Origin of the sequence: Endozoicomonas euniceicola, from assembly GCF_025562755.1 — a bacterium.
Taxonomy (GTDB): Bacteria; Pseudomonadota; Gammaproteobacteria; order Pseudomonadales; family Endozoicomonadaceae; genus Endozoicomonas_A; species Endozoicomonas_A euniceicola.
Map to the genome: position 1 here is coordinate 5740573 of NZ_CP103300.1, position 20421 is coordinate 5760993.

Genomic DNA, 20421 nt, shown 5'->3' on the forward strand with positions numbered 1-20421 from the left:
TTCTGACTATTGTACGAGCAGGTTAGGTTATATTCCGGGAATGCCGATGGGTCCTGGCAGGTCAGGAACCATACAGCACCCTGTCAGAGTGAGCGCAATGAGAGACAGAATCAGGTATTTCATGGCAGGCCTAAATAATCAGGGTGTTAATGTTAACGTCGGCTGAAGAAAAATTTCCGCCAGCATGCAGCCGATACTGCCTCCACCGTAGGTCTCTATGGCGGGAATATCGAAGACCAGAAGCTGTTCGTTGAAGTCGTTCAACACTCTCAGTTGCTCATCATTCAGGGACTGGAACGCGGTTCGGGATATCACGGTAATGGTTTTCCCCTGATCGTTTTTCAGTTGCAACAGATTACCGGCAAACTTTCTGGTCTGATCAGGCGTGATATCGATCACTGTTTTGTCGGAAAGCGCCTTCAAGACCTGTTGACGATCCAGCTGCTCACTGATGCACTCACTGCACAGGACAGCAAATTTGGCACCAATACTCAGCATCATGCGCGTATGGTAAACAGGCTGATCATAAAAGACTGTCCTGAAAGCGATCAGTTTATAACCCTGCTGCCCGGCAAAATCTTGCAGTAGTGTCTGGTTGGTGCGAGGCGAGAGTGCAGCAAAAATGACTTTATTTTCACGATCCAGAACCATACTGCTGCCCCCGTCCAATGACTGGCTGTCTGTCATGCTTTTCAGAATTTCCCCATTATACTGGCTGGAAATTGCCTGCTGACCCAGTGCCTTTTGCAAAGTGTTGATACGAGACTTCTCTTTTTTCTGATTCGCCTGCATGGGAAAGAGCGTAATGAGCGTATTGCCTGTCGAACCGCATCGGATATTCTCAGGACAGGGAGCCGGAAAAGAGATAAACCAGTTATTGGGAAATACCGAGTCGGGGGCATCGGGTGCATGATAGCCCGGTAGCTCAATGACATGTATATGATGGCTGAGCAGTCGCTTTTTAACGGCTGTGTATTCCCGAAGCGCTTTTGGGTGAATATTCTCTGATCTGTCCGGTTTTGTTTTTCGTAAAACCCGGGGCGTCAGTGGTTGACCGTCAGCGGCGAAGTAATTAGGAGGTATCGTAACAACGTAAGACGTTAATTGATCAGTCGGGTAGCCAGATTGTAAAAACATGGCGGAAAGGATCAATAAACCAAAAAGATATATCTGTTTCATTTTTAATGGCTCTGATCATCACAACTATCAGGATCTTAAAAGGCAAGATAGACGTATTTGAGGTTTCTGCTGTACCCGTTCGTTCGACTCTTAATTGTAATTATTCTCATTTGCGTCTAACCTTACGTTCTTACTTATTCCTCTGGTTCCCGATAATTTCACACATAACTGACCAGATAGCTACTGGTGCTTTGTCAGCCCTTTTGCCGTTACGTTTTTTCTGTCGATGATTGTAGTTATGGAGCGTTAAATGGTATCAATCCTTGGTGAGCTTCAGGTCGGGGATTCCGGCCGGGTGAAAGCCTTTCGGAATGCGGGAGCAGTCTATCGACGCAAGTTGTTAGCCATGGGCTTAACACCGGGTGTTCAGTTTACGGTTTGCCGTGTCGCCCCTATGGGGGATCCCATTCAACTTCAGATTCGGGGCTTTCAGCTCAGCATTCGTCGTGACGAGGCGGCAGTGGTTGAGGTGAGTCGGATATGAGTGAGCATGTATTTGCCATCGTCGGTAACCCTAACTGCGGTAAAACCACGGTTTATAATGCCCTGACAGGTGCCAGACAGCAGGTTGGTAACTGGTCGGGTGTGACGGTAGAGCGCCGAAGCGGGCATTACCGCCATCAAGGGCTGGATGTCGAAGTGGTAGACCTGCCCGGCACCTACTGTCTGGATGTGGTGGATGATCAGGTATCCATGGATGAACGTATTGCCCGGGACTTTATTATTGAGCGTAAAGCCAGGCTGGCTCTGAATGTCATCGATGCAGCCAATATTGAACGTAACCTCTACCTGACCACTCAGCTGCTGGATATGGGGCTACCGGTGGTAGTGGTTCTGAATATGATGGATGTTGCTGCTGATAAGGGGATGGTGATTGACCCGAAAGCGTTATCCAGCGCTCTGGGCTGTCCGGTTTTAACCATGGTAGCCAGCAGGAATGAGGGCTTGACTGAGCTGAAAGACCAGTTAAATGCCTATTTTCAGTCAGTCATACCCGCTTCACAGCCATTGCCACTCAGTAAAGCGCTTGAATCGGCCGTTATTGATCTGGAAGCCTTTGTCGGTAACCATCTGACGGATAAAAGCACGGTGCGCTGGTGTGCCATAAAACTTCTGGAAGGTGAATCCGGTGTGGCTGCCAGTTTGCCGAAGTCCGTTCAGGCGCTATCGCAGAATCAGGGAAGCCGTTTGCGTGACGTCCTGGAACAGGAGCAGGGCGCAGAGATTGATATTCTGGTAGCCAACTGGCGTTATGATGTCATTGGCGAAATAATGAAGAAGGTCATCAGGCAGCGTGGCGTTTTGAATCATCGACTCAGCGAGCGTATTGACCGGCTGGCTTTGAACCGGTTTCTTGGGCTGCCCGTCTTCCTTGGCGTGATGTACCTGATGTTCATGCTCTCTATGAACTTTGGCAGAGGTTTTAACGATTTCTTCGAAATCATGGTGAGCACCTTCACGGTGGATGGGGCGACTCATCTTCTGGAAGGCATGAATGCCCCGGGCTGGGTTATTGCCGTGTTGGCTAACGGTGTCGGTGGTGGTATTGCAACCGTAGCGTCCTTCATCCCGGTGATCGCCTCACTGTTCCTGTTTTTGTCGGTGCTGGAAGATTCGGGCTATATGGCAAGGGCGGCATTTGTCATAGATCGGCTGATGCGTTTTCTGGGTTTACCGGGGAAGGCATTTGTGCCCTTGCTGGTGGGCTTTGGCTGCAATGTGCCCGCCATTATGGCAACGCGAACTCTGGATAGCCAGAAAGACCGTTTGTTAACCATCGCCATGTCACCGTTTATGTCCTGTGGTGCCCGTTTGCAGGTCTATGCGCTGTTTGCCGCGGCGTTTTTCCCGGTCAATGGTCAGAACGTGGTCTTCATCCTCTATATAGTGGGTATCCTGGCTGCGGTCTTTACCGGACTGGTATTAAAAAACAGTTTGCTCAATGGTGTGACCTCGCCGTTTATTCTGGAGTTACCAAACTATCATCTTCCCTCCGCGAAGCAGGTATTCCTGCGCACCTGGGATCGCCTGAAAGCCTTTGTCCTGAGTGCCGGTAAAGTGATCATCATGGTTGTGCTGGTGCTCAACACCCTGAGCTCTCTGGGAACCGATGGCAGCTTTGGTCATCAGGATTCTGATTCATCCGTGCTCAGTTATGTTGGGCAGAGCATTACTCCGGTCTTTAAGCCTATGGGAATGCAGGAAGACAACTGGCCTGCAGCGGTGGGTATTTTTACCGGCATGCTGGCCAAAGAAGCGTTCGTGGGCACTCTGAACGCCATGTATAGCACCATTGCCAATGACCGGCAGGGTGATGCTGTCGACAAATCTTTTGACCCGATGGCGGGTGTCGAAGCCGCTTTGGCTTCGGTTCCAGCTAACCTGTCAGGGCTGGCAGAAAACGTCTCTGACCCTTTGGGTATGGACATCGGTGACCTGAGCGACCTTAAAAGCGTCGCCAAAGACCAGGCCGTAGAGGTGAGTACCTTTACGGTTATGCGTAGCCTTTTTCCGGGTGATGCGGCCGTCATTGCCTATCTGCTGTTTATTCTGCTGTACACCCCCTGTGTTGCAGTGGTAGGCGCTATCTACCGTGAAGCAGGAACAGGCTGGAGTCTGTTTGTTTCTGGCTGGACGTTATTCGTCGGGTACTCGGTTGCCACACTTTATTATCAGCTCTCGCTGCTGACGGTTCAGCCTGTGGTGACATTAAGTTGGGTGGCTGCCTTAGCCGCCGTCATGGCCGCTATTTTCGCGGTGATGCGCTATCTCGGTACCAACGGCAATGCTGGCTGGCTGCTTGCACAGGCAAAGAGCACTGCTGGTAAGCCAAATACCCATGCTAATAGCTCTTCGTGATCACCTCAGCAGCCAGGGAATCGCTTCCCTGGCTGAACTGAGCGAGCGGTTTGATGTCAGCCCGGATGCCATGCGCGGCATGCTGTCTCACTGGATACGCAAAGGCAAGCTGATACGGGAACAGTCTGGTTGCAGTAAGGGCTGTGTCAGCTGTTCACCAGAGCAGCTGGAGATGTATCGCTGGCTGGAGACCGGGGCTGACAGCATTCCTCTGTGTCAGCTGGATTGACCCTTTTATTCTGATGAATGCCTCTCTTGTATACGCCTCTTGTAAACAAAGATGGACGTTCGATACAAATCATTCGCTTTGATTTCTTTAATGCTGTCCCAGCCCGGTAGCCTGAAGGTGTGACTTATGACTAAGCAGTTATCAGACACTTGTCGCTTTAAGTAACCCTCCATTTGTTTCATGGCTTCTGGAAACAGATAGCAGGTTATAAGCCCCGGGTCTTGCAGCTGAACGGTAAAAAAATTCTGCTTCACTACCTTTATGTTGGCTTTATGAACCGTCAATGCCCGGGCCACCAGATAAGGAATTGTTGATTGCTCATAACCTGTAATGAGGTGATTTGGGTAGCGCCTGCCCAGCATCAACAGCAGTGTTCCCCAGCCACAGCCAAGCTCATAAATTCTGCCATCTACGGATTCCGGTAACAGAGCTTCCATTGTCTGCCTGACTTTTTGACTGGTTGGGGTGGGCGTAATGCCCAGCCTTAAAGACCAGCAGACAATAGAGGCAGTCATGGCAAAAGCCAGTCCGGTCAGCAGCCAGACGATCCAGTCCCTGTCAGTCATTCAGTGTCCAGATAGAACAGTTTGCCCCGGACACTACGGCGGAAGTCCGAAGGGTTGAGTTGATAGTGCTGTTTAAATTGTCGGCTGAAGTAGTCCGGATCATTAAAGCCGGATTGCAGGGCGACTTCAGTAATTGACAGGTCGGTGGCTTTTAGTAGCTCGGCACAATGGTTCAGGCGCAGTTGTTGCAGATAATGAAAGGGTGACATGCCTGTTGCCTCACGAAAGCGACGGTTCAGAGTGCGCTGGGTCAGGCCGGTGACCGCCAGAAGACGCTGGCTGTTAATGTCATCCTGAATATGCTGGTGCAGCCAGCCTTGCAGGTTAACAATAATTTCATCCCCGTGGCTGGTGGTGTGGTCGTCAGCGTAATGGGTCTGTTCAAACGGACGACGGATTTCGTGAGAAAACTGTTGGGCTACCCGGTTGGCTATATCACGCCCCATGGCACGCTTGATGATATGCACCATCAGGTCTGCTACCGAGTTCACACTGCCTGCGCAGTAAATCCTTCCTGCCCGGGTAATCAGGTGATGGGGTTTAAACAGAATTTCGGGATAATGTTTGCGCAACCGGTTGAGATAATACCAGTGCGTCGTCGCAGGCTGATGATCCAGCAGCCCGCTTTCTGCCATCAGTGCTACCCCGGTGCCCGCGACACAGAATGTAGCGCCATGGTTGTATTGTTCTCTGATCCAGTCAATGGTTTCCGGGGAGCGCCTGACAATCGGCATGGGGTTGCGCCATAGTGCTGGCAGCAGTATCAGGTCAGCATTTCCAGAGGATGAGAGATCCATTGAAGGTGACAGTAGAATGTTGCCATGGGACAGCACCGCTGTGCCATTGTGGCTGCATAACTGTACGTCAATAGACGCTTTTTTATGAGCCATCCGGCTGTACATGGTGGCAGCTGCCAGCATCTCCATAGGCAGGCTGATGCTGGTGGTGAGCATGTGTTCCAGCAGGGGAACTCTGACCCGTTGTAACCTGAGTGAATCTGAAATCATTATTAAATATTTACCGAAGCTATTGGCTATTGGCTATTGGCTATTGGTTGGTGGTATGAGCAGCTAATAGCCAAAAGCCAAAAGCCAAAAGCCCAGTATATTTTTGATTGCTAATACCGCTGGCTGTGGCTAGACAGTGGCTAAATTGTCGGCTGTTTTGGCTGTTTTGTCCAGATGACACGATGACAGTACCATTACACTACAGCGACATATTGAAAGTACTGTTTCCAGCGTATCGGCCATTCATTCAGACCGTCATCCGGAAACAGGTGTCATCATTTAAGGTGTCAGGAGTTTCTGAGTGTCCAGATTACCCGTTATCGTTGCCCAGGGTGGCGTCAGTCCGGCAGGGCGAAGCTCCGGTTTTCATGGTTATCGCCGTCTGGTGGTTGACCGGCTGGGGTCAGCTGAGCGTCAGCAAACCCTGAGCGCCATCGCCCGCCTGCGAGGGCTGGACAACACTGCCACCGAGCAGGAGATTCTTTCCGGTACCCTGATTCGTCAGCTGGAAGACAATCTTTTCGATGCCGACCTCCTCTACCTGCATAATGCCCTGAATGTTCAGGAAGGTTCGGAGCTGATTCTGCCAGTACGCCGTCTGCCGACTTTACCCGAAGGTTGGGTAGCTGAGCCTCTGGCTGATGGTAAGCACGTTCGGGTCCGGGTGACGGCGACTCATAAAATGATGCTGCCGGGCAGCCGGGTTTCGCCGGTCAAAGCGGCCGGGCAATTGCCATCAGGCTTTCGGCCAGAAAAGCTGTACCAGTCCCGCCATCACCCCCGTTCACTGGCTATGACCGTCTTTGGTGCTTCCGATGCGGTGCTGTCTTCAGGGCTTGATTGGGCAGGGCTGAAAGGTTTGCTGGCTCCCGAGGAGATGGCAGTGTACTCCGGTTGTGCCATGAGTCAGCTGGATTACAACGGCAACGGAGGCATGATGCAGGCACGCCTGCTGGGCAAGCGTGTGACATCCAAGCAGTGTCCTCTGGGTTTTGCGGAAATGTCGGCGGATTTTATTAATGCCTATATTTTGGGCTCTCTGGGAGCCACCGGCACCAGTATGGGAGCCTGTGCCACCATGCTGTATAACCTGCAACTGGCGGTGAATGATATTCGCAGCGGTCGCCGCCGTCTGGTGGTGGTGGGCAACAGTGAAGCGCCTGTTACGCCTGAAATCATGGACGGCTATACCACTATGGGCGCACTGGCAACGGATTCAGACCTCAGGGGACTGGATGAACTGATGGAGAGCGAAGACCCGGACTGGCGTCGTGCCTGTCGGCCGTTTGCCAATAATGCGGGCTTTACCATTGCCGAGTCTTCCCAGTTTCTGATTTTGATGGATGATGAACTGGCTATGGAAGCAGGTGCTGAAGTACTGGGAGCAGTGGCTGATGTTTTTGTTAATGCGGATGGCTACAAAAAATCCATCTCTGCTCCAGGTGCCGGTAACTATCTGACCGTTGCCAGGGCTGCTGCACTGGGTCGGTCCATCCTGGGTGAAGAAGCGCTTCGTCAGCGCAGTTATGTTCAGGCCCATGGTACGGGTACACCGCAAAACCGTGTGACGGAATCCCATATTCTCAATGAGACGGCCAAAGTCTTTGGTATTAACCAGTGGGCGGTATCTGCCGTGAAAAGCTATGTTGGGCATTCTATCGGTGTGGCCGGTGGCGACCAGATAATGTCAACCCTTGGGGTTTGGAATCAGGGTATTATTCCGGGTATTCGTACCATCAAAAACATTGCGGACGATGTTCACACTTCCCACCTGAATATTCTTACCGATCATCTGGATACCGGTGTTAAGGGCATGGATATGACACTGGTGAACGCTAAAGGCTTCGGCGGTAATAATGCGACTGCCCTGGTGTTGAGCCCCGACGTAACCCGGTCAATGCTGCAGAAAAAGCATGGTGAAAAAGTGGCTGCCGCATGGCAACACCGTCAGGAAAATACTCGTGAACGGCAGCAGGAATACGAAGCCCGACATCAACAGGGAACCATGCTGCCGATCTACCAGTTTGGTGAAGGCGTCCTGAATGGCGACGAGCTGGAGTATACGGATCAGAAACTGTCGGTACCCGGCTATGGTCGAGCGACAAATCTGAACCTGGAAAACCCGTACTGGTGAGGTAGTAACCCATTACCTGAAGCGGTAATGGGTTCTTTTTTTCAGGGGGCAGCAAGACTGGCTCCGGCACCTCCGGATGGTGGTTGTCGTTTGTTCAGCTGGTCAGCGGGCGAAGGGGGAGCTGAATAGCCTGTCTCGGTTTCTATTATGATGTTAAGCAAAACTATGAGAGCCCTCACCTCTGGAGACTCACGATCACCGTCGGCTAGTCGCTGAAGTGCTGTCGAGAAAGTCTCAAAATAACCCCTGAACAACCCCCTGAGCAGTAGTGTTTCTGCGGCTGGCGGCTGATCAGGCTTTGGCTGTATGAACATGTCTCTGAAGGCTTTTGCCTGATTAGTGTAAGCTCTGCCTGATCCGGGGTAGGTGAAACCGCAAGGCTCCAGTCTGTTTACGCACTCAAGCTCTGTCATGATGGATTCACGGATATGATCAATTTGATCAGGGTTGACTGTATCGGAACCCAGGCTTTGTAAGTAGTTATTCAGGTTGTTGCTTATTATATTCAGCTCTTCTCTGGTTATGACGGGGTTCGCTTCTGAAGTTGGTGTGTATGTGCTGTCGCAAGTCGCTGTATACAGGTCAGTGCCGAATATTTGGTTGTTAACCAGTTTGTTCAGTTCTTGCGAGCTGATGCTGTTTTGAGCACTTGATGTCCCAACAGCAAAAAAGAAAAGGGATGGTATTCTGTTTGTGGGTATTTTATGTATTGTGGATTGACGGTAGTTCCTGTAGAGGCTTCCGAGAGTCGATGGGAATGCATCAGGAGAAAGAAGGCTATATAAGGGCGCTGTTTCAGAGGGCGGGTTAGAGGAGGGGCGGGCATAGTCATTCACGGACGGCCTGTTCAGTAAAGCTACCACTGTTTGCTGTGCCAATGGCAATACCCGGCTTTCCCCCAAAATCTGCTCAATGGTTCTTTCTTCAGACTGATCTAAGGGTGAGGCTTCCAGCAAAGCATTCAGCCCAACTGCCAGGGCAAAGGTGGTTGCGACATTTTGTTCCCGTAAAAATTCTACGATGCCCTCGTCACTGTGAAGCTTGCCAAAATGCTCGTTAAAGTTAACTTTTGTGCTTTGTGGGCTAGCTCGTTCGTTGATGCCGTATTGTATGAAATTGCCAAAGGAAACAGTCAGGTTTGCCCTGTGAACAGGCAAGTTGAGAGCGTTGTATTGGTGAAGCCAGAAACCATGAAAAGCCAGTTCAAATAGGTCTTTTTGGGTTTTACTATGTTTTACAACGTAGCTATACATGGAATCAATGTAATCCTTATAATTCTTATATTTCTCATAGGCTTTTTGTGTTGAAGCAACAATAACAAACAGGTTATTAGACTTTATTTGTAAATCCCTGTTTAGCATAAATAAACGGCTAATTACAGACAGCATGGCGAGGGCTGAGTTTCTTTCTCCCGGTGTTGTTGCTGTTCCAGTGTCAGCAGCCAATTCTGTCACTCCGTAAAAAAGGTCAATAATCCTTTGATACTCAAAATATGCTAAACCTGAGCTGGGATTGAACTCGTCAGTTAATTCAACTCTGTCATCATCAGGAGTTGTTCCGGGCTGCAAGTTTATTCTGGTCGCGCCGAGCCTGATGTAATCAGGTTTACCGTGGTTGCCCCCGGCATCTATGAATTTATCAATGTAATGGCTTTCCACGCCTTTTGCCTGTCCACCATGGAGGAAAAACACCAGCATAAGAAGCATGCCTGCCAGTGTTTTCATCGGCTGATCTTTTTGTATTATTGTTTTGTCTGACGTGTTAGCCATTATCATATCAATTTCACCACTAGCTTATTGTGAGCCTCCTGGCCATCGGGTCTTTTTTTATGGGGCAGCAAGACTGGCTCCGGCACCTCCGGATGGTGGTTGTCGTTTGTTCAGCTGGTCAGCGGGCGAAGGGGGAGCTGAATAGCCTGTCTCGGTTTCTATTATGATGTTAAGCAAAACTATGAGAGCCCTCACCTCTGGAGACTCACGATCACCGTCGGCTAGTCGCTGAAGTGCTGTCGAAAAAGTCTCAAAATAACCCCTGAACAACCCCCTGAGCAGTAGTGTTTCTGCGGATAGCGGCTGGTTATCATTTGAAGCCCCCCTTCCAATAGAGATTGCCAGATTAGCGCAAGCTTTGCCTCGCTTAGAACGGATGAAACTGTCCGGCTCCAGTCTATTAACAGACTGAAGCTCTACCAGGACGGCATGAACGATACCAGGAATTTGTTTAGGAATGATTGTGTCGGTTTTTAAATATCTGGTCAGGTTGGATGATACTGTGTCCAGCTCTTCGCTGGTTATAACGGAGCCTGACTCTGATGTCGGCGAAGATGTACTGTCACAAGTCGCTCCGTACAGGTCAGTGCCGAATACTCCGTTGGTAACTAATTGATTCAGTGTTTGCGAGCTGGCACTGTTTTGAGCACTTGATGCCCCAATAGCTAAAAAAAATGGGAACGGTATTCTACTTGCGGGTGTTTTATGTTTTTTGGATTGACGGTAGTTTCTGTAGAGGCTCCCGAGAGTCGATGGGAAATTATCAGGAAAAAGAAAACCATACATGCTGAGCGGCAAGGCTGGTTGATGATTATTATTTGATAAAGGGCTGCTCGTATCATTTGGCAGAGTGCTTTCAGAGGGCGTGTCAGAGGTAGTAGTGTGAGGTGCAGGCCGTCGTCTGCCCATTGAAGCTATCAGTGTTTGCTGTGCCAACGGCAATACTGGGCTTCTACTCAAAATCTGTTCAATTGTTCTGTCTTCAGACTGTTGTGAGGGCGAGCTTTCCAGCAAAGCATTCAGCCCAACTGCCAGGGCAAAAGTGGTTGCAACATTTTGTTCCTGTAAAGATCCTACAATGCCTTCGTCACTATGAAGCATGCCAAAATGATGGTTGATGTTAACACTTCTGTTTTGTTGGCTCGCTTGCTCAGTGTTGCCAGCTCGGTCGCTGATGCCGTTTTGTATAAGTTCACCGAAAGAAGCGGTCAGGTTTGTCCTGTCAGCAGGCAAGTTGACAGCGTTGTTTTGGCGAAGCCAGAAACCGTAAAAAGCTATTGTAAATACTTCTTCCTGAGTTTCACTATTTTCTACAAGGTAGTTAAACATAGATTCTGCATAGGGCTGCTCTCCTGAATCATGAAATGAGTGAAGGCGGTTTATTGCTGTATCTCTGTTTTCCATAAATAAACGGTTAATTACAGACAGCATGGCCAGGGCTGAGTTTCTTCCTCCTGTGGCTGTTAGGGCTGTTCCTGTGTCTGCAGCCAATGTTGTTACTTCGTAGAAAAGGTCAATAACCCTTTGAGTTTCAAAAAATGTTGAGTAATGATTTAAATCGAATTCGTCGGGATTGAAGTTTTCATCTATTTCAACCCTGTTATCATCAGGAATCGATCCATGTTGCAAGTTGATTCTGACTGCGCCGAACTGGATATAGTCAGGATTCCCTATACTGGCTCCGGAATCTATGAACTTATCAATGTAATGGGTTTCCACGCCTTTTGCCTGACCACCGTGGAGGAAAAACACCAGCATAAGAAGCAGGCCTGCCAGTGTTTTCATTAGTTGACTTTTTTGTCCTATTGTTATTTCTGGCGCATTAGCCATTGTCATTCTGATATCTCCATTAGATTATTGTGAGCCTCCTGCAAGAACCCTGTTCAGGAGGCGTTATGAAAAACGGTAAAGTTAAAGTAGAAGATTTTAGTTATTTGTAAAAGAAACAACCTTTGGTTGATTTTGTGGGTCACTCAAGCCATTCTCATCAGACTGTTATTGCATCGTTGTACGATGTTGTGGCGCTTAAGATATGGCAGGTGTTTTGGCTGACAGGAAGGAGAATCAAATGCTCATGAATCGTCTGGGCTTAGCCCTGATGTTAGTAGGAACAGTGGGTATACAGCCGCTGGCTGCCCGGGCGGATGCCGGGCGTGTGGATATCAGCAGTGCTGTTCAATCCAGTCTGACGCTGTATTCTGACAAGGCATTTGTTCGTCATTCTCTGTCTGCCCTGCCTTCTGAGCAGGGTCGCCTGCAGGTGTCGGGACTGCCCCGGGAATGGGACCATGAAAGCCTTGAACTGAGGTATAAGGAAAATGCCGGATCAGTGACACCTGCTCAGTTACTCTGGCAACCGGAAGGTTTAAACCGGGATGTGATTTATCGGGGCATGGTGGGTAAATCGGTAGAATTGCTGGGTGGCGGTTTGAATGTTCCGGTACAGGGTACGATGTTGTCTTACTATTCGGGCCTGGCACTGGTTCAGGGAACCAATGGACGACAGTATCTTGTGGACTGGAGCGATCCCCAGGGTATCCGGGTTGCTGGTCGTGATTCCATGGTTGCTGATAATCAGCTGGTTTCAGGTATTACTGCATCATTCACACCCGAACAGGTTAAACAGTTAAAGGCTGATAGTCTGCAGCTGTCTTATGTGACACCGTCTTTACGTTATAGCAACTATTATCGTATGACCGTTAATGACTCCGGCAAATTGCGGCTGGAGCTGAGTGCCCTGCTGAATAATTACAGTGACACCAGTTTCACTCAGATGGATATACGACTGGTTTCCGGTGATACCAGCAGACAGGCTGGCTATGCCCGCAGCAAGCAGGCGATGATGGACGCCGCTCCGGCCGTCATGGGTTCGGCGGGTGAAAGAGTGGGGGAGATGCTGGTTCAGAAACTGCCGGAAGGAACCCGGTTGCCTGCGCAATCGAGTCAGCAGATCAGCCTGTTGCGTAAGGATTCCCTGAAGGTAGAAAAGCTGTATACGCTGGATGTTTATGGACGTTCTTTTGGCGGTCACAATAAGGTAACAGAAAGACCTCGCCTGACTTATCGTTTCAAGGCGGAAACTGATCTGCCTGCTGCACCGGTTAAACTGTTTGAGGAAACCCGTGATGGTGCGACGATCATAGCCGGTGAAAGCTGGCTGGCGCAGACGACATCCGGCGACTATGCGCATTTAACGATGGGCGAAGCCCTGGCTGTCAGGGTTGAGCGTAACCTGAAAAACTCTCAGCAGCAGGAGAAAAACCTGAAGAACCAGTGGCAGGCCGTGGTGCGTAATGATCAGGATGTTGCGGTTCAGCTGACGCTGATGGAGCGTGATTCGGGATTATTGAAAATCAGTGATGTAAAAGGCGCCACCCTGGAAGGATTACGCACTCTTATCATTAAAGTGCCTGCCAAAAGCTCTCAGGAGATCAGTTATCAGGCCACTTACAGGCTTTAAGCTGTTGGCTATTAGCTATTAGCTATTAGCTATTAGCTATTAGCTATTAGCTGTTAGCCAACAGCCAACAGCCAACAGCCAACAGCCAACAGCCAACAGCCAACAGCCGTATATATAGTCCCTAAGTAACAGGTTACCAATGCCAAAATATAAGTCTATTGTCGTTTTAACGGGTGCTGGTATTTCGGCAGAATCCGGCATTCGTACTTTCCGGGCCAGTGATGGTCTGTGGGAAAATCATCCAATTGAGGATGTTGCTACGCCAGAGGGTTACTACCGCAATCCGGCGCTGGTACAGACTTTTTATAACCAGCGCCGTCAGCAGCTGAGTGAAGTTGAAGCTAACCAGGCTCATCGGGCTCTGGCTGATTTTGAACAATCGTTTGCGGGTGAATTTCTTCTGGTGACTCAGAATGTGGATGATCTCCATGAACGGGCAGGCAGTCGTAACCTGATTCATCTGCACGGTGAGTTGTATAAAGTGCGTTGTCAGGATACCGAACAGGCGTTTGAGTGGAAACAGGACGTAACGCTGGAGACAAAATGCCCCTGCTGTAACAAACCCGGTAACCTGCGCCCTCATATTGTCTGGTTTGGAGAAATGCCTCTGGAGATGGAACGTATTTACGATGCGCTCTCCCGGTGTGATTTGTTTATCTCAATTGGTACTTCCGGCAACGTCTATCCGGCAGCGGGTTTCTGTCAGGAGGCGCTGTGGGCTGGCGCTCATACGGTAGAACTGAACCTTGAGCCCAGCGAAACCCGTGATGCGTTTCTGGAGGCCGTACATGGGCCCGCTACTCAGGTTGTACCCCATTACCTGTCCAGTCTCTTATGAAGAACGAGTGGAAAAACAGGCTGTCTGAGTTCAGTTTTAAAGCGTAAATCGGTCTGTTGTCCTATCCTGATTGCCTTTATTTCAGGAACTAAGGAAGGAATGGTTTGCGATCGTTGATTACCCGGCTCAGGTCTGAGATTGAAGTCTACGGTACCCAGCCCGTACCAGCCAATCTGCGGCAAGCCGGTAGTTATGACCTGTTTGTGATAATGGCCAATTTTCTGGTCAATCCCGCTTCTATCTATTCTGCGGCTCTGGGCGTGGCCGGAGGTTTATCGTTTATCACCGTCGTTGCTACCCAGGCTGTAGCCCTGGTTGTGGCCATGGTCGTCCTGCTGGTCATGGCGCGAATGGGGGTGGATTACGGTTTGACCGGGCAAATGGCCTGTCGCACGGCCCTGGGTGTCAGGGGGGGGCGCTGGCTGACGTCGCCATTAAGGGCGGTATGTTCGGTTTACTGGTTTGCCTTTCAGACTCTGGTCAGCAGTCTGGCGCTGACGGCTATTTTGTCAGAGTATTTTGGTATTGTTTTGCCACTGACAACAGTGGCTTTGCTGTTTGCCGTTTTGCAGGTGACGGTGGCGCTGGTGGGCTATCGCTGGTTGCAGGGGGTATTTGGCAGGGCTTTACCGTTGAAGATTCTGTGTCTGATAACCATTATCGTCTTGCTCTGGAAGCAACCTGCCGCCAGTAACAACTGGTTTTGTTTACCGGCTGACAATGACTGGCTACTGGTGATGCTCTGGTTTAATGCGGTGGTCGGCAGTATGCTGACGAATGTCACAGATTCTGCCGATCTGGTTCGCTATGTTAAGAACCGGCGGTGTTTGTGGCTGGGTGCGATGTCCGGGGCGTTATGCGGAGTCATTTTAGGCGCAGGGCTAGGTGCCTGGCTGATGATGGTGGTCGGTGGCAGCGCTGACGATCTTTATCACAATGTTTTGCGTGTCGAGTCCAGTCTGTTGATGGTGGTAGCTATTGTTGTCCTGATCGTGATGGATAACTGGACGATTAATATCATCAATCTCTATACCGGTGGTTTATCCCTGAGCCACACTTTGGAACCCATAAGTCGCTTCACCTGTACCCTGCTGGTCAGCCTTCCTGCCATCTGGCTGTCTGGCATGTCTGAGATGATACACAGTTATTTGCAGACGATGGAGAAAGCGGGGGTTGTGTTTGCTGCCATAGCCGGAGTGCTGCTGGTGGACTATTTCTCTCGGCGCTGGCAGCTAAATGTTGAAGCTCTGTATCGGGTTGACGGGGAATACGGGTATCAATACGGTTTCCGGATCAGCTCACTGATCATTATTGTCCTGGCTTCACTGGCAGGGTTTTCAGTACCGGATAGCTGGCCGCTACCCATCATTGTGCTTATGTTATCGGCAGGCTGTTACCGTTTAATGCTGTGCTGTGGAACTCAAAACAGGCAGCCATAAAAAATTTTTTGTCATTTAAAATAGTTATTAATAAATAACAATATATTTCTTCAATTTATATACTGCTGCGATATGATGACCTGGCTTTATAAAAGTCATTATCAACGACTATGGGCTAATAAAATGGCAAAGGTCTTCGCAGATAACTCCCTGTCTATTGGCAATACTCCGCTGGTTCGATTGAATCGTATTGCGGGTGATCATGAAATCTATGTAAAAATTGAATCACGCAACCCCGCTAACAGCGTCAAGTGTCGTATTGGTGCCAGCATGATATGGGAGGCGGAATCCTCCGGCAAATTGCGTGAAGGCATGGAGCTGGTTGAACCTACCAGTGGCAATACCGGTATTGCCCTGGCCTTTGTCGCGTCTGCCAAAGGCATTCCTTTAACCCTGACCATGCCATCGTCCATGAGCCTGGAACGCCGGAAAGTGATCAAGGCGCTGGGTGCCAGCATTGTTCTCACTGAACCGGCTAAAGGGATGGCAGGTGCCGTGGCAAAGGCTAAAGAGATTGCAGGTTCTGACCCTGAAAAATACCTGCTTCTGCAACAGTTTGAAAACCCCGCCAACCCAAAGATTCATGAAGAAACCACGGGCCCGGAAATCTGGCAGGATACCGATGGTGAGATCGATATTTTTGTCGCAGGTGTGGGAACGGGCGGTACGATTACCGGGGTATCCCGTTACATCAAAGAAATTCAGGGCAAGAAGATTACTTCGGTGGCTGTCGAGCCAACGGCATCGCCTGTTATCACCCAGACGCTGACCGGTCAGGAAGTGAAACCCGCCCCCCATAAGATTCAGGGTATTGGCGCTGGTTTTGTTCCCGGTAATCTGGATCTGTCGCTGGTGGACCAGGTTGAGCAGGTCAGTAATGAAGAGGCTATGGCCATGGCGCTCAGGCTAATGCGTGAAGAAGGTATTCTAGCGGGTATTTCCTGTGGCGCTGCGCTGGCGGCTGCCTTGAAAGTGGCTCAAGAACCGGTTCATAAAGGTAAGAAGGTGGTGGTGCTGCTGCCGGACTCCGGAGAGCGTTATCTGTCAACGGCGCTGTTTGAAGGAGAGTTTGATGAGCAGGAGCTGGTTCAGTAACCGTGGTTTGATGATCGGTTTTTTTCTCTGATATCAACGAAACTCTTTGTTTTCCCACTTTACCGGAATCTGTAACGTAAAGTGGGAGCCTTCCCCTGGCTGACTTTTCACTGAAATAGTGCCACCCATCAGTTCAGCCAGCTGTCTGCAAATGGTGAGGCTGAGCCCGCTGTTGTTAGCTTCCCGGTCTGCATACTTTTCTTCCAGGCCAAAAGCGTCAAAAGCCTTTTCAAGGCTGTCTTCAGAAATACCGGCCCCCGTGTCTTTTACTTCCAACAAAAGACGGCCTGTTGTATGTTCCATTTGCGCTGAGAGTGTAATCGTTCCTTTGTCGGTATAACGAAAGGCGTTACCCAGCAGGTTAATAATGATCTGGCGTAGCCTCTGGCTGTCTGCGGTCAATGCTTTCGGGGTTCCCATTTCGATTTGAACGAGAAATTCCAGATTTTTGTTGAAGGCTTCAGTCAGAAAGACTTTTTTACACTGATCCATCAGTTCCGACAGTTGAAACGTTGAGTGCTGTAGCGAAAGGTTGCCCGCTTCCAGCCTGGAGTAGTCAATAACGTCATGAACAATGTCCATCAGAGCATTGCCTGACTGAGTGATAATCTCAAGCCACTGTTTCTGTTCTGCGGGCAGAGGTTCCATATTCAACATTTCTGAGGTGACAATGATGCCATTCAGGGGGGTACGTATTTCCCGGCTTACTTTAGAAATTAACAGTGTTTTTTGCCGGTTAGCTGAGTCAGCTTCTGCCTTTTTCAGCATGAGTTTGCTGTGGGTCGTTTGCAGAGTGTCAAGACTGGACTGCAGCTCATTCTGGCTTCTCAGGAAGGAAGTCAGAATACGGTTATACTGCTGTGTAATGCCTGCAAGTTCTGAAAAGGGGTGGTGCTCAAGCGGATGAAAATCGCCACTTTCAGACTGCTGCTCAAGATTGTGGACAATATCAGACAGTTCAGTGATGGCATCGTGTTCACTGATATTCAGCCCGACTCTTTCACTTTCAGCGCTGACCCTCAGTGGAAACCAGCGGTTTAACAATTTGAGTAGTATAAAACTGACGCCAAACGACCAGGCAACAATACAAGCCGTTCCTAATAATTGAATACCAAACTGTGCTATCAAATCATGCCCTGTATTCAGTATCTCTGGATCACCCAGCAGGGCAACGGCAAGACTTCCCCAGATGCCAGCGGCAAGATGCACTGGAATAGCACTAATGACATCGTCAATCTTGCGATGCTCAAGATAAACCGTAGCCCCACAGCAAATCAGACCAGAAACAACGCCAATAAGGATTGCTTCAGCGGGTTGTACAGCATGCACTCCGGCTGTGATGCCCACCAGACCGGCCAGAACACCGTTAGCCACTATGGGGATGTCGGCTTTATGGTAAAAAACCAGGCTCCAGACCAGGCTGGCCAGACCTCCGGCACAGGCTGAAATAAATGTATTGAACATGATCAGGCCTAGCAGGACATCCACTTTCAGCATGCTGCCCATGTTGAAACCAAACCAGCCTACCCAGAGCAGCATGACGCCTAGCAGGCTCAGGGTCTGGTTTTGTCCTCTGAATACTTTATAACTCTGGTCGTGAAAGCCATTTCTGGGACCAATAATCAGCACTGATGCAAGTGCTACGGCACCACCGAGGGCATGAACCTGGGTAGAACCAGCAAAATCAATAAACCCCAATTTTGCCAGCCACCCCTCCGGGGTTCCAAAAACGCCACCCCAGACCCACTGGCCGGAAATCGGATAAATGACAGAGACAATCACCAGGCTGATAATTATGTAGCCAGTCAGGCTACAGCGTTCTGCTACGGCACCGGAAACAATGGTAGCGGTGGTGACGGCAAAGAGCGCCTGGAATAGCAGGAACAGGTAAGGATAATGAGGGGCATTCGGGTGGGCATTAAGGCTGAAATCCGAAAACCAGCCGTACTGAATGGTGAAGCCAAAGGCGAAATAAAGCACAGTCACCAGAATCAGGTCAATCAGGTTTTTGGCTGCCACGTTGACCGTATTCTTACTGCGAACGGCACCTGCTTCAAGGCATAAAAAACCTGCCTGCATAAGTAGTACCAGCAGGGTGCAGAGTATCATGAACAGGGTATTTTGGGTTCCGTAGGGCATGTACTGTGTTTCCGGTAATGAGTCAGGTAAAACAGTACGACGATTTATCTGCTTCTTTTTTGAATTTAGCATTTGGCGTAAGAAGGTTTCGGGCTAATGAAATTTTAATTAAACTGCCATGGCTGAGGAAATTTCACGTATAAGGTAAAAGTCACAAGGAGTCGAGTTATGGGGTTTGAAATCACTGCTATTGCTTTTGTTCTGCTGATAGCTGTGCTCATTGCAACCGGCGTCAGGATGGTCCCCCAGGGGCATAACTACACAGTGGAACGGTTCGGAAAATATACGAAAACACTTCCGCCCGGTCTGCATGTTATTGTGCCGGTGATCGACAGTGTCGGTAATAAAGTGAATATGATGGAGCAGGTTCTGGATATTGCTCCGCAGGAAGTGATTTCATCGGATAATGCCCAGGTAACGACGGACGCGGTGTGCTTCTTTCAGGTACAGGATGCGGTCAGGGCGTCTTATGAAGTAAACGACCTCCCCAGAGCCATGCAGAATCTGGTGATGACAAATATTCGTGCGGTACTTGGCTCCATGGAACTGGACGAAATGCTGTCTAACCGGGATCGTATTAATGGACAGTTACTGGCTAAAGTCGATGAAGCTACAGATCCCTGGGGCCTGAAAGTAACCCGTATTGAGTTACGCGATATCGCCCCTCCTAACGACCTGGTAGAAGCCATGGCCCGACAGATGAAGGCGGAACGGGACAAGCGTGCCCAGATTCTTGAAGCCGAAGGTGCCAGAGAAGCCGCGATTAAAGTGGCAGAAGGCCAAAAACAGGCTCAGATTTTGCAGGCAGAAGGTGAACTGGAAGCGGCCAAACGAGAAGCAGAAGCCAGGGAACGACTGGCTGAAGCAGAAGCGAGGGCAACAGAAGCTGTGTCCCAGGCGATTGCCAGCGGTGACCAGCGGGCGATTAATTACTTTGTTGCCCAGAAGTATGTTGAGGCGCTGAAAGAAGTTGGGGCTGCTGAGAACAGCAAGCTGATCATGATGCCACTTGAGGCCAGCAGTGTGATTGGTTCTCTGGCAGGAATTAAGGAGCTGGTCAGTGAAATTTCGAATAAACCGTCGTAAGCGGTTGGTTATCAATAACAGGTTAACGGCACTATCATGATGGAATTTTTGTCGGCGATACAACCCTGGCACTGGTTGATTGTGGGGTTTCTGTTCCTGGGGCTGGAAGCCCTTGGAACCGGTGGTTTTTTGTTAGGCACAGCGCTGGCCGGGTTATTACTGGCCTTTTTATTGTGGCTCTTACCTGACTTAAGCTGGGGCTGGCAACTGGTATGGTTTGGTCTGGGCAGTCTTATATTTACCGTGGCGTACTGGAAGTTGTTTCGCCGCGTGAATGAACGATCTGATAATCAACAGCTTAATAACCGGGCAGCTCAGCTGGTTGGCAGAGTGGTGGAGGTTTCTGAGCCCCTGACCCACGGACAGGGCAGGGTGCAGGTTGGCGACACGCTCTGGAAAGTGAAGGCCAGTGAAACCATTGAGGCTGGCGCGCAGGTCATTGTCGTTGGGGCTGATGGTATGACTTTGCTGGTAGAGCGTCACAGTTAACCCTGGAGTCATACCTGTTAAAAAGGCGGCTTGTCTGTTGATGACAGACAGCAGGCCGCATTTGAAAATTAAGTCTGGCAAAGTCAGAATTCTGGACCACTTGATGCGTCATGTCACCACCTGAAATATAAG

16 protein-coding genes are annotated in these 20421 nt (G+C 49.8%); 10 read left to right on the forward strand and 6 right to left on the reverse strand.

Features of this window, described 5'->3' with window-relative positions; genetic code table 11:
• Positions 1-138 precede the first annotated feature (138 nt).
• Complete coding sequence (locus NX720_RS23430; protein WP_262597917.1) at positions 139-1137, reverse strand: arginine deiminase-related protein; 999 nt, start codon at positions 1135-1137, stop codon at positions 139-141.
• Positions 1138-1429: 292 nt separating this feature from the next.
• Here NX720_RS23430 and NX720_RS23435 point away from each other — a divergent pair, with 292 nt between their 5' ends.
• The 3 genes from NX720_RS23435 to NX720_RS23445 are packed head-to-tail and all read left to right on the forward strand — an operon-like array spanning position 1430 to position 4267.
• Positions 1430-1663 (forward strand): FeoA family protein, encoded by a 234-nt coding sequence (locus NX720_RS23435; RefSeq protein WP_262597919.1) that lies wholly within the window; start codon positions 1430-1432, stop codon positions 1661-1663.
• Entirely contained in the window at positions 1660-4038 is a 2379-nt protein-coding gene (gene feoB / locus NX720_RS23440) for a Fe(2+) transporter permease subunit FeoB (RefSeq protein ID WP_262597920.1), read from the forward strand. Before NX720_RS23435 ends, feoB begins: the two co-directional genes overlap by 4 nt.
• Positions 4019-4267 carry a FeoC-like transcriptional regulator gene (locus NX720_RS23445; protein ID WP_262597922.1) on the forward strand — a complete coding sequence of 83 codons (249 nt, stop codon included), beginning with the start codon at positions 4019-4021 and terminating at the stop codon, positions 4265-4267. Before feoB ends, NX720_RS23445 begins: the two co-directional genes overlap by 20 nt.
• A 5-nt stretch (positions 4268-4272) precedes the next feature.
• Here the strand turns inward: NX720_RS23445 and NX720_RS23450 are convergent, their stop codons facing one another.
• Together NX720_RS23450 and NX720_RS23455 are read right to left on the reverse strand one after the other, a co-directional pair.
• Positions 4273-4833 (reverse strand): class I SAM-dependent methyltransferase, encoded by a 561-nt coding sequence (locus NX720_RS23450; protein WP_262597923.1) that lies wholly within the window; start codon positions 4831-4833, stop codon positions 4273-4275.
• On the reverse strand, positions 4830-5840 hold the full coding sequence (locus NX720_RS23455; protein WP_262597924.1) for a GlxA family transcriptional regulator: 1011 nt from the start codon (positions 5838-5840) through the stop codon (positions 4830-4832). Before NX720_RS23455 ends, NX720_RS23450 begins: the two co-directional genes overlap by 4 nt.
• Positions 5841-6141: 301 nt before the next feature.
• Between NX720_RS23455 and NX720_RS23460 the strand changes: the two genes are divergently transcribed.
• Positions 6142-7974 (forward strand): beta-ketoacyl synthase, encoded by a 1833-nt coding sequence (locus tag NX720_RS23460; RefSeq protein WP_262597926.1) that lies wholly within the window; start codon positions 6142-6144, stop codon positions 7972-7974.
• A gap of 41 nt (positions 7975-8015) precedes the next feature.
• Here the strand turns inward: NX720_RS23460 and NX720_RS23465 are convergent, their stop codons facing one another.
• Together NX720_RS23465 and NX720_RS23470 are read right to left on the reverse strand one after the other, a co-directional pair.
• Positions 8016-9698, reverse strand: a complete 1683-nt coding sequence (locus NX720_RS23465) for a hypothetical protein (protein ID WP_262597927.1) — start codon at positions 9696-9698, stop codon at positions 8016-8018.
• A gap of 102 nt (positions 9699-9800) precedes the next feature.
• On the reverse strand, positions 9801-11579 hold the full coding sequence (locus tag NX720_RS23470; RefSeq protein WP_262597929.1) for a hypothetical protein: 1779 nt from the start codon (positions 11577-11579) through the stop codon (positions 9801-9803).
• 232 nt (positions 11580-11811) lie between these two features.
• Here NX720_RS23470 and NX720_RS23475 point away from each other — a divergent pair, with 232 nt between their 5' ends.
• From NX720_RS23475 to cysK, 4 genes are all read left to right on the forward strand, one after another.
• Positions 11812-13203, forward strand: coding sequence for a hypothetical protein (locus NX720_RS23475; protein ID WP_262597930.1), 1392 nt, complete (start codon positions 11812-11814; stop codon positions 13201-13203).
• A gap of 139 nt (positions 13204-13342) precedes the next feature.
• Positions 13343-14041: a Sir2 family NAD+-dependent deacetylase gene (cobB, locus tag NX720_RS23480; RefSeq protein ID WP_262597932.1), complete on the forward strand. Its 699-nt coding sequence runs from the start codon at positions 13343-13345 to the stop codon at positions 14039-14041.
• Between the two features lie 104 nt (positions 14042-14145).
• Positions 14146-15480 carry a cytosine permease gene (locus tag NX720_RS23485; protein WP_262597934.1) on the forward strand — a complete coding sequence of 445 codons (1335 nt, stop codon included), beginning with the start codon at positions 14146-14148 and terminating at the stop codon, positions 15478-15480.
• A 123-nt stretch (positions 15481-15603) separates the two neighbouring features.
• Positions 15604-16575 (forward strand): cysteine synthase A, encoded by a 972-nt coding sequence (gene cysK / locus NX720_RS23490; protein ID WP_262597935.1) that lies wholly within the window; start codon positions 15604-15606, stop codon positions 16573-16575.
• Between the two features lie 33 nt (positions 16576-16608).
• Here the strand turns inward: cysK and amt are convergent, their stop codons facing one another.
• Positions 16609-18714 (reverse strand): ammonium transporter, encoded by a 2106-nt coding sequence (amt, locus tag NX720_RS23495; protein ID WP_262597936.1) that lies wholly within the window; start codon positions 18712-18714, stop codon positions 16609-16611.
• A gap of 168 nt (positions 18715-18882) precedes the next feature.
• Between amt and NX720_RS23500 the strand changes: the two genes are divergently transcribed.
• Both NX720_RS23500 and NX720_RS23505 read left to right on the forward strand, forming a co-directional pair.
• Positions 18883-19800, forward strand: coding sequence for an SPFH domain-containing protein (locus NX720_RS23500; RefSeq protein ID WP_262597938.1), 918 nt, complete (start codon positions 18883-18885; stop codon positions 19798-19800).
• Between the two features lie 36 nt (positions 19801-19836).
• Positions 19837-20289: an NfeD family protein gene (locus NX720_RS23505; protein ID WP_262597939.1), complete on the forward strand. Its 453-nt coding sequence runs from the start codon at positions 19837-19839 to the stop codon at positions 20287-20289.
• Positions 20290-20421 lie beyond the last annotated feature (132 nt).